This window comes from Sinomonas sp. G460-2 (assembly GCF_047759905.1).
Classification (GTDB): Bacteria; Actinomycetota; Actinomycetes; order Actinomycetales; family Micrococcaceae; genus Sinomonas.
Map to the genome: position 1 here is coordinate 1 of NZ_JBKZWT010000416.1, position 2604 is coordinate 2604.

Sequence of the window (2604 nt, forward strand, 5' to 3'; positions counted from 1 at the left end):
TGTGGCGGGCTTTGCCCCGCCAGAGGGATAAGCGTCGCGAAGCTTCTTCACGACGGGCGCCTCGATCGTCGAGGACGCAGAACGCACAAACTCGCCGAGCTCCTGGAGCTTCGAGAGGGCGTCCTTAGAGGTGATACCGAGCTCTTTGGCGAGCTCGTGTACGCGGACCTTGGCCACATTTCTCCTGTCTCGGTCCGCGCCGAGCCAGGCGTGGACCGTCTACTGCTTGCTGCAGGCCTCGACAGAGATCACTGAGAACCTCAGTGGCCGTGCTGCGAGGCCGTCGGCGGCGCGCAACTTGTTCATCGCTACGCGCTCATCGGACGGGGACTCATCGGGTTTCCATCAGATTTCTGACCCGCTTTCAGCTTGGACGGTGCTCGTGCTGGCGGTGGCCTGCACGGTGGTGCCGAAGAAGTCGTCGACCGCCGCATGGTCCACCGCGCCCCGGAAGGCGCGCTGGAACGCTCGGCGTTTGACGGCTTGCGTCAGGCATGTCCGGTCGGGGTGCAGCCAAGCACCTCGACCGGGCAGTCGGCGGCGCGGATCGACGACGACGCGTTGAGGGTCCTCGGGGTCCCGCACCAACCGGAGCAGTACGGACCGAGCAGCAGTCCGGCGGCAGCCTATGCAAGTCCGCAGTGGTTCGGCGTCATTCTGCACGTTCCACTGCCCCTGGCTTGTCGCTTGCCACCGGGCGCGCGCCCGGACCTGTCCATTCTATAACCCCGGCCCAACGGGGCGAAAACCGGGGCGCCCGGGATCGGCGGCGGGTTCCCCGGTGTCGGTTCAGACTGTCGGTTCAGACCGGCAGCTCAGGCTCGGTTCAGCCTCGGATCACACCGCCGCGTCCGAGGCGATGTCGATCCGCCAGCCCGTGAGCTTCGCCGCCAGGCGGGCGTTCTGGCCCTCCTTGCCGATCGCGAGCGAGAGCTGGTAGTCCGGCACCATGACCCGCGCCGAGCGCGCGCCCTCATCCACGATCGTGACCGACTTGACCTTCGCCGGCGAGAGCGCGTTCGCGATGAACGTCGCGGCATCGTCACTGAAGTCCACGATGTCGATCTTCTCGTCGTTGAGCTCCGTCATGACGGCGCGCACGCGCGAGCCCATCTCGCCGATGCACGCCCCCTTCGCGTTGACGCCGGGCACGTTCGCGCGGACCGCGATCTTTGTGCGGTGCCCGGCCTCGCGAGCGATCGCGACGATCTCGACGCTGCGGTCCGCGATCTCGGGAACCTCGAGCTCGAAGAGCTTCTTGACGAGGCCCGGGTGCGAGCGCGAGAGCGTGATCGACGGGCCCTTGAGGCCGCGGTGCACGTCCACGACGTACGCGCGGATGCGGCTGCCGTGCACGTACTGCTCGCCAGGCACCTGCTCGGGCGGCGGCAGGAGGGCCTCGACCGTGCCGAGGTTCACCTGGATCATGTGCGGGTTGCTGCCCTGTTGGATCTGGCCAGCGATGAGCTCACCCTCGCGGCCCTTGAACTCGCCGAGCACGTTGTCATCCTCGACGTCGCGGAGACGCTGGAGGATGACCTGACGTGCCGTCGTCGCCGCGATCCGGCCGAAGCCCTCGGGAGTGTCGTCAAACTCGCCGATCGAGTTGCCTTCTTCGTCGACCTCGGTGGCCCAGATCGTCACGTGCCCGCTCCGGCGGTCCACCTCCGCCCGCGCCTTCTCGATCGCGCCGGGCGACTTGTGGTACGCGAGAAGGAGGGCCTGCTCGATCGTTGGGATGAGCTTCTCGACAGGAATGTCCCGCTCGCGCTCCAGCAGGCGCAGCGCGCTCATGTCGATGTCCACTAGGCCTCCTCGGCGTCTGTGTCAGTGTCAGATTCGAAAGTCTCGAAAGCGGTCTCGGGAATTTCGTCGAGCCGAGCGAACTCGACCTCGACCCGCCCGCTGCGGATCCCAGAGAACGGCAGCGTCACCGGCTCCCCCTGCTTGGGCTTGACCCCCTTGGCCGAGGGAAGGCTGGGGACCACAGTCACGCCGTCGTCCGCCACGTGCGTGAGGCGACCCGTGATGTTCTCGCCCTGGATCACGTTGACCTTCACGAGCCGGCCCCTCGCGCGATGCCAGTGCCGCGGCTCCGTGAGCGGGCGAGCGACGCCGGGCGAGGACACCTCGAGATCGTACGGGCGATTGTCGCCGAACGTCCCCGCCGAACTCCCGTCGAGGGCGTCGGACAGCTCCCGCGAGATCTCGGCGATGACATCGAGGCCCACGCCGCCCGTCTCCTCTTGGGGCAGGTCCACGACGACGTGAACGGTCCTGTGGGCGCCGGCCGCCTTGATCGTGATCCCCTCGAGGTAGAGCCTGTGGGCCTGAACGGTGGGCTCAAGCATCGCGTGCAGGCGCGCCTCCTCGGCCGCGAACGGCGCCTCCCCGGCCTGACGGCTGGGACGCGCGGGTTCCGGCTGGACAGGCTCGGACATGGGGGTCCGCCTCCTCTTTTCGCTCGTTGTCCTCTAAGACTATCGGCTCGGGAAAGCGGTAGTGGCCGCCCGCTCGAGTCGTGGGATGATCGAGCCCGTGAATTCGACCACCGCACCCACGGACCCTCCGCGCCGTGCGTGGCGCTACTGGGTGGCCGGCGCG

At 67.9% G+C, this 2604-nt stretch carries 4 protein-coding genes; all 4 read right to left on the bottom strand.

Annotated elements, in window-relative coordinates; genetic code table 11:
- A partial coding sequence (locus ACLN58_RS20720) for a translation initiation factor IF-2 N-terminal domain-containing protein (protein WP_415857119.1) occupies positions 1-177 on the bottom strand: 177 nt, incomplete at its 3' end.
- Positions 178-345: 168 nt separating this feature from the next.
- Positions 346-663: a YlxR family protein gene (locus ACLN58_RS20725; RefSeq protein WP_415857116.1), complete on the bottom strand. Its 318-nt coding sequence runs from the start codon at positions 661-663 to the stop codon at positions 346-348.
- A gap of 174 nt (positions 664-837) precedes the next feature.
- Positions 838-1806, bottom strand: coding sequence for a transcription termination factor NusA (gene nusA / locus ACLN58_RS20730; RefSeq protein ID WP_415857117.1), 969 nt, complete (start codon positions 1804-1806; stop codon positions 838-840).
- A complete protein-coding gene (gene rimP, locus ACLN58_RS20735) occupies positions 1806-2441 on the bottom strand; it encodes a ribosome maturation factor RimP (protein ID WP_415857118.1) in 636 nt (211 codons plus the stop codon). The genes nusA and rimP overlap by 1 nt, the downstream gene beginning before the upstream one ends.
- Positions 2442-2604: the final 163 nt, after the last annotated feature.

Bases quoted from the DNA above. Each gene is read 5' to 3' on its own strand.
- rimP (WP_415857118.1), bottom strand. From the start codon at position 2,441: ATGTCCGAGCCTGTCCAGCCGGAACCCGCGCGTCCCAGCCGTCAGGCC.